This window comes from Micrococcus sp. KRD128 (genome assembly GCF_017168395.1).
In the GTDB taxonomy this organism is placed as follows: Bacteria; Actinomycetota; Actinomycetes; order Actinomycetales; family Micrococcaceae; genus Micrococcus; species Micrococcus luteus.
Map to the genome: position 1 here is coordinate 124,685 of NZ_JABFAX010000013.1, position 6,281 is coordinate 130,965.

Genomic DNA, 6,281 nt, shown 5'->3' on the forward strand with positions numbered 1-6,281 from the left:
CCGGACGCGCTCACACGACGCCGAGCCGCATCCAGTCGTCGCGCCGGGCCCGCCAGCCGAGGGTGAGGGCCCGCATCCCCATGTAGACCCCTGCGAACCCGAGCCAGAGCAGGCCCAGCTGCACACCGGCGTCGGGCACGGCGGCATTCGGTCCGGGCCAGGCCGCGGTCCAGCCGAGCCCGCCCGTGGCGAGCTGCGCGAGCGCCCAGAGCGCCGGCGCGTAGACCACGAGGTTCACGAGGCCGGCGAGGGCGAGATAGCGGGCGTCGCCGGCGCCGATCAGCACGCCGTCCAGCACGAACACGTACCCGGCCACCGGCTGCCCGACGGCCAGCACCCACAGGCCCACGGTGGCGGCGGCCTGCACGGTCGGGTCCGTGGTGAACAGCCCCGGCAGCACCGGTGCCGCCAGGGCCAGCACGGCCCCGGTCACGACGCCGAAGCCCAGCCCCCAGCGCACCATCGTCCGGGTGAGGCGACGGGCGGCGTCGGGCCGGGCGGCCCCGAGCTCGGCGCCGATCAGGGCCTGCGCGGCGATCGCGAGGGCGTCGAGGGCGAACGCCAGCGTGGAGAACAGCGTGAAGACGAGCTGGTGCGCGGCGAGGGTGAGGTCGCCCGCGCCGGCGGCGGCCATGACGGTGATGAGGATGGCCGCGCGCAGGCTCGCGGTGCGCAGCAGCAGCCACGAGCCCACCTGGGCCGTGGCCCGCATGCCCGACGCGCGGGGCGCCCACGCCGTGCCCGAGCGGCGGAAGCGCGGGGCCAGCACGAACAGGTACGTCACGAGCATCGCCCACTGCACCACGGACGTGCCGACGGCCGAGCCGGCCACGCCCCAGCCCAGCCCGTACACCAGGGCCACGTTCAGCCCGATGTTCGCGCCGAAGCCCACACCCGCCACCACGAGCGGCGTCACGGTGTCCTGGAGGCCGCGGAGCACCCCGGTGGCCGCGAGCACGGCCAGCAGGGCCGGCAGCCCCGGCATGGACCAGCGCAGGTAGGCGACGGCGTGGGCCTGCACCTCGCCCGTCGCGCCGAGGGCCGCCGTCAGCGCGGGGGCCGCGAGCCAGCCGAGGACGGCCAGCACCGCGCCGAGCAGCAGGCCCAGCCAGATGCCGTCGCGGCCGCGGTCCATCGCGGCGGCCGGGTTCCCCGCCCCGATCAGCCGGGCCACCGCCGGGGTGGTGGCGTAGGCCAGGAAGATCATGAGGCCGGTGAGCGTGTGCAGGATGGTGGTGCCGATCCCGACGCCGGCCAGCTGGGCCGTGCCCAGGTGCCCGATGATCGCGGTGTCGGCCAGCAGGAACAGCGGCTCCGCGATGAGCGCGCCGAACGCGGGGACCGCGAGCGCGAGGATGCGCCGCGTGAGAGAGCGCGCGTCCTGCGGGGCGGGCGCCGCCGTCGAGCCGGAGGGTCCCGCCATCTCAGCCCAGCAGGGCCAGCAGCGGGGCCAGCGCCGTGGTCGGGGCCGTGGGCTCGGGCAGCGTGTCCGGCAGCAGGGGGGCCACGAGGTAGAGCATCGCGATGGCGATGCCGTTGTTCACCATGTGCAGCAGCACCGCGTACCCGAACGAGCGGCCCATCAGGATGTAGGACACCGTGATCGCCACCGCGAGGGTCAGGTACGGAATGGTCTCCACGAGCCGGAAGTCGCCGCCGGTGCCGAGGAAGTGCAGGAGCGTGAACGCGAGCACGGAGACCACGGCGCACACCCACACGTTGATCCAGCGGGAGAGCTTGCCGATCAGCAGGTGGCGGAACAGGTACTCCTCCACAAGCGGGGCGGCCACCACGGTCATGAGGATCATGAGCACGGGCGGGGCCTGCGTGGTCATCTCCTCGAGCGCGGCCTGGTTGGCGCTGGTCTGCGCCTCCCCGATGAGGCTCAGCACGATCACGTTCACGACGATGCATGCCAGCCACGTGGCGGGCAGCAGCAACAGCTTCCACCACGTGCCCGTGCGGAACACCCGCAGCGACGTCACGAGGGGTCGCCAGGCCACGGCCAGCACGAGGACCACGAGGATCGCGTAGCTGACGATGTTCACCGTGAACCCGTCGCGGACCAGGTCGAACGCCTCGAGGTCACCGGGGACCAGGCCGAGCGACACTGCCAGCCACAGCCCCAGCCCGAGCACCATGAGCGCCACGTACACGAGCACCACGACGGCGTCGCCCCAGTGGAACCGGCCCGGGGTCCAGTCCGGCGCGGTGCGGGCCGCGGGCCGGTGGCCGGGCCAGCCGGCGGGGACGCCACCGGGGGCGCCGGGGTGTCCATCCAGGCTCGGGGCGACGGCGGCGCGGCGGTCGGACGGCCGGCCTGACGGCGGCCAGCCGGCGGGCGGACCGGCCGGCGGGCCGGAGGGAGGAACGCTCATGGCGGCCACGCTACCAACGGGGGCGGACGCGCCAGGCCGCGGGCGCCGCCGTCGGAAGCGGCCCCGTGGCCCACGCCACGCCCGCGCGCCCGCGACACGCGCGCGGTGGCGGCGGGCCGAACCCCTCGTCTACGGTGCTCCCCATGGCCTTGTTCTCCCAGCCGGTGTTCATCAACCTCCCGACGACGGACACCGAGCGGATCCGTGAGTTCTGGACGACCCTGGGCGCCACCGCGATGGACGACTACTCGGACGAGCACTCGGTGTGCATCGAGCTCACCGAGTCGACGTACGCGATGTACCTCAGCCCCGGCTACTACACCGACTTCATCGGCAACCGTGAGATCGCCGACTGCCTCACCACCAACTCCGCCCTCATGGCGCTGAGCGTCGGCGACGCGGCGGCGGTGGACGCCCTGGCGGACCGGGCGGTCGAGCTCGGCGCCGCCGAGGTGCCCCTGCCCGTGGACCTGCGCGAGGAGATGGCCGACTCCGGCATGCACTCCCGTGAGATCGTCGACCCGGACGGCCACCAGTGGGAGTTCGTCACCGCCTGAGCCCGCCGGCTCAGGTGCCGAGCCGCCCGGTGAGGCGCGCGTGCATCGCTGCGGAGGCCTCGTTCAGCCCCGTCACCTCGGCGTGGATCCCGTGCTGGGCGTACTTGGTCAGCACCGAGTCGAGCGCGGCCACAGTGGAGGCGTCCCACACGTGCGCGGCACCCATGTCGATCACGACGCACGGCGGATCGAGGGCGTACTCGAACTGCGAGTAGAGGTCGTTCGAGGACGCGAAGAACAGGGCGCCGTGCACGCGATACGTGACGGCGTCGCCGTCGTCGTGGACCTCGCGGACCACCGTGACCAGACGCGAGACGCGCTGGGCGAAGAGCACCAGCGCGGCGAGCACGCCCACACCCACGCCGATCGCGAGGTTGTGGGTGAGCACCGTGGCCGCGACGGTCACGGCCATGACGGCGGTCTCCGAGCGCGGCATCGCGCGCAGGGTGGCGGGGCGCACCGAATGCCAGTCGAAGGTGGCGGCGGCCACGAACATCATCACGCCCACGAGCGCGGCCATGGGGATCTGCGCCACGAACCCCCCGAGGGCCACCACGAGGACCAACAGGAACACGCCCGCGAGGAAGGTGGAGATCCGGGTGCGGGCGCCGTTCGCCTTGACGTTCATCATGGTCTGCCCCACCACGGCGCAGCCGCCCATGCCGCCGAACAGCCCGGAGACCACGTTCGCGACCCCCTGTCCCCAGGATTCGCGCGTCTTGTCAGAGCGGGTGTCCGTGATGTCGTCCACCAGCTTCGCGGTGAGCAGGGACTCGAGCAGCCCCACGAATGCCATGCCGATGCTGAACGGCAGGATCAACCGGAGGGTCTCCCACGTCAGCGGGACGTCCGGCAGGCCGAGCACGGGCAGCGCATCCGGCAGCGCGCCACGGTCCCCCACGCGCGGCACGGCCAGGCCGGCGGCCATCACCAGGGCGGTGACCACGACGACGGCCACGAGCGTCGCAGGCACCGCGGTGGTGAGCCGCGGCAACAGCACCACGATCGCCAGGGCCAACGCCGTGAGCGGGTACACGAGCCACGGGACGCCGATCAGCTCGGGCAGCTGCGAGGTGAACACGAGGATGGCCAGCGCGTTGACGAACCCCACCATCACCGAGCGCGGGACGAACCGCATGAGCCGGGCCACCCCGAACACGCCGAGCAGGATCTGGATGACGCCGCCGAGGATGATCGCGGCCAGGAGGTGCCCCACCCCGTGCGCGTGGGACAGCGGTGCGACGACGAGCGCCACCGCCCCCGTGGCCGCGGAGATCATGGCGGGCCGGCCGCCCACGATCGCCGTGGTCACCGCCATGGTGAAGGAGGCGAACAGGCCGACGCGCGGGTCCACGCCCGCGATGATCGAGAACGCGATGGCCTCCGGGATGAGCGCCAGCGCCACCACGAGGCCCGCGAGGACCTCGGTGCGCAGCCAGCGCGGGGTGCGGAGCGTGCGCATCACGGACTGGCGTTCCAGGGGCGTGGGCGCGCGGTCGGGCGCGGCCACGGAGGCGGAGGAGGGCATGCGTCGAGGGTAGCGGCGCGTGGGGTGGGCGCGCGTTGAGGCCACCCGACGGGCTCATGCGGTCCGCATCACCCGCACGGGGTCGCGGAACGCGGCGAACGCCGCCGGGGCGAGGCTGGCCAGCAGCGCGGTGAGGGCGGCCAGCACGGCCACCGCCGCCACGAAGTCCACCCCCAGCGTCCCGCCCTGGCCGGCGACGACGGCGTACCCGGCTCCGGAGCCCAGCACGGCGCCCAGCAGCGCAGGCACGGCGGTGCGCACGGCCACGAGCAGGATCAGGTCTCCGCGGCCGATGCCGAGGGTGCGGCGGCGGCCGAGGTCGCGGCGGCGGATGAGGACGTCGGCGAGCACCACGATGGACACGAAGAACGCGCCGGATCCGAGGATCAGCAGCAGCAGGGAGCGTCCGAGCCCGGCGAGCTCGCCGGTGATCACCTGGTTGCCGGCGGAGAGGGCACGGGCGGTCTGGATGGAGGAGGCGCGCGGGTCGGGGTCGATCACGGCGAGCGCGGCCTCCTGCATGGCGCGGGTGCCGGCGGTGTCGGCGGCGAGGACGCGGACCTGCTGCATCACGAGGGCGTCCGCGGCGGCGGGGACGGTGAGGGCGTAGCCGTCGAGGTCCTGGAAGGGGTCCTGGGCCTGGAACGCCCCGACGACGGCCCACTGGCGGCCGTCCGTGGCCTCGATCGCTCCGGAGGGCTGGGCGAGGCCGAGCTCGGCGAGCTTGGCCTCGGGGACCACCACCTCGCCGGGGGCGGGCAGGCGGCCGCGGGTCAGCTCGATGCCACGGTCCAGGGTGCCGACCACGTTCGTCACGGCCACGCGGGCGCCGCCCCGGCCGATCCCGGTGTTCACGGCGTCCATGGGCGAGTCCCGGGCGAGGGCGGCCTCGGCGGTGTCGAGTCCGGCGAGGGTGGCCGCGGTGGCGCCGGTGAGGAAACCGGTGCCGCCGGTGTCGGTGACGGTGAGCACGCGGGCGCCGGGGCCGGAGAGCTCTGCGGCGACGGCCGCCTCGGTGGCGGCCTGCCTGCCCACGGTGGCCACGGCGGCGAAGCACATGGCGGCCACCACGAGCAGCACGAGGGCGGAGGGCACGGGAGAGGTGCGTGCGGCGGTGACGGCTTCACGCAGCAGGGTGCGCAGGTTCATGGGCGGTCCTCCCGGTTCACAGCCGCACCACCTCGTCGGCGCGGGCGACGACGGCGGGGTCGTGGGTGGCGACCACCACGGTGCGCCCCTCGGCGGCGGCATCGGCGAGGGCGGCCATGACGAGGCCGGCGTTGTCCGGGTCGAGGTTGCCCGTGGGCTCGTCCGCGAGGACGACGGCGGGCGCGTTCACGAGGGCGCGGCACACGGCCACCCGCTGCGCCTGCCCGCCGGAGACCTGCCCGGGCCGGTGGTCGGCGCGGTGGGCGAGGCCGAAGCGCTCGAGCAGCGCCCGTGCCCGGTCCTCGAGCGTCTGGCGCTCCAGCCCGGCGTAGAGGCCGGGCTCCACCACGGAGTCCAGGATGGGGCGGGACGGGTCCAGCTCCGAGTCCTGGAACACGAATCCCACGGAGGTGGCGCGCAGGCGGGAGCGCTCCCGGTCCGGGCGGGTGGAGGCGTCGACGTCGCCGAGGCGCACCACTCCGGAGGTGGGCGTGAGCATGAGCCCGAGCACGTACAGGAGGGTGGACTTGCCGCGCCCGGAGGGTCCGGTGAGGGCGGTGACGGCGCCCGGCGTGAACACGTGGGTGAGGCCGTCGAACAGCTCCTCGGCGGCGCGGGTGTAGGCGAAGCGCAGGTCCTCGACGGCGAGGGCGGCGGGGACGACGGGGG

At 74.4% G+C, this 6,281-nt stretch carries 6 protein-coding genes; 1 reads left to right on the forward strand and 5 read right to left on the reverse strand.

Annotated features, from left to right (window positions below; translation table 11 throughout):
* Nucleotides 1–10 precede the first annotated feature (10 nt).
* Together J1M44_RS06050 and J1M44_RS06055 are read right to left on the reverse strand one after the other, a co-directional pair.
* Nucleotides 11–1,423 carry an MATE family efflux transporter gene (locus J1M44_RS06050; RefSeq protein ID WP_144824539.1) on the reverse strand — a complete coding sequence of 471 codons (1,413 nt, stop codon included), beginning with the start codon at nucleotides 1,421–1,423 and terminating at the stop codon, nucleotides 11–13.
* Between the two features lies 1 nt (nucleotide 1,424).
* On the reverse strand, nucleotides 1,425–2,378 hold the full coding sequence (locus J1M44_RS06055) for a CPBP family intramembrane glutamic endopeptidase (protein ID WP_206480755.1): 954 nt from the start codon (nucleotides 2,376–2,378) through the stop codon (nucleotides 1,425–1,427).
* A 143-nt stretch (nucleotides 2,379–2,521) separates the two neighbouring features.
* Between J1M44_RS06055 and J1M44_RS06060 the strand changes: the two genes are divergently transcribed.
* A complete protein-coding gene (locus J1M44_RS06060; protein WP_002856773.1) occupies nucleotides 2,522–2,935 on the forward strand; it encodes a VOC family protein in 414 nt (137 codons plus the stop codon).
* Between the two features lie 10 nt (nucleotides 2,936–2,945).
* Here the strand turns inward: J1M44_RS06060 and J1M44_RS06065 are convergent, their stop codons facing one another.
* The 3 genes from J1M44_RS06065 to J1M44_RS06075 form a co-directional block, all read right to left on the reverse strand.
* Nucleotides 2,946–4,463: a SulP family inorganic anion transporter gene (locus tag J1M44_RS06065; protein ID WP_065572655.1), complete on the reverse strand. Its 1,518-nt coding sequence runs from the start codon at nucleotides 4,461–4,463 to the stop codon at nucleotides 2,946–2,948.
* Between the two features lie 54 nt (nucleotides 4,464–4,517).
* Complete coding sequence (locus J1M44_RS06070) at nucleotides 4,518–5,612, reverse strand: permease (RefSeq protein WP_144824536.1); 1,095 nt, start codon at nucleotides 5,610–5,612, stop codon at nucleotides 4,518–4,520.
* A gap of 16 nt (nucleotides 5,613–5,628) precedes the next feature.
* The coding region (locus J1M44_RS06075; protein ID WP_241252850.1) for an ABC transporter ATP-binding protein at nucleotides 5,629–6,281 on the reverse strand (653 nt) is incomplete at its 5' end.

Coding starts and splice junctions, on each gene's coding strand:
- J1M44_RS06050 (WP_144824539.1), bottom strand. CDS start 1,423: ATGGCGGGACCCTCCGGCTCGACGGCGGCGCCCGCCCCGCAGGACGCG.
- J1M44_RS06055 (WP_206480755.1), bottom strand. CDS start 2,378: ATGAGCGTTCCTCCCTCCGGCCCGCCGGCCGGTCCGCCCGCCGGCTGG.
- J1M44_RS06060 (WP_002856773.1), top strand. CDS start 2,522: ATGGCCTTGTTCTCCCAGCCGGTGTTCATCAACCTCCCGACGACGGAC.
- J1M44_RS06065 (WP_065572655.1), bottom strand. CDS start 4,463: ATGCCCTCCTCCGCCTCCGTGGCCGCGCCCGACCGCGCGCCCACGCCC.
- J1M44_RS06070 (WP_144824536.1), bottom strand. CDS start 5,612: ATGAACCTGCGCACCCTGCTGCGTGAAGCCGTCACCGCCGCACGCACC.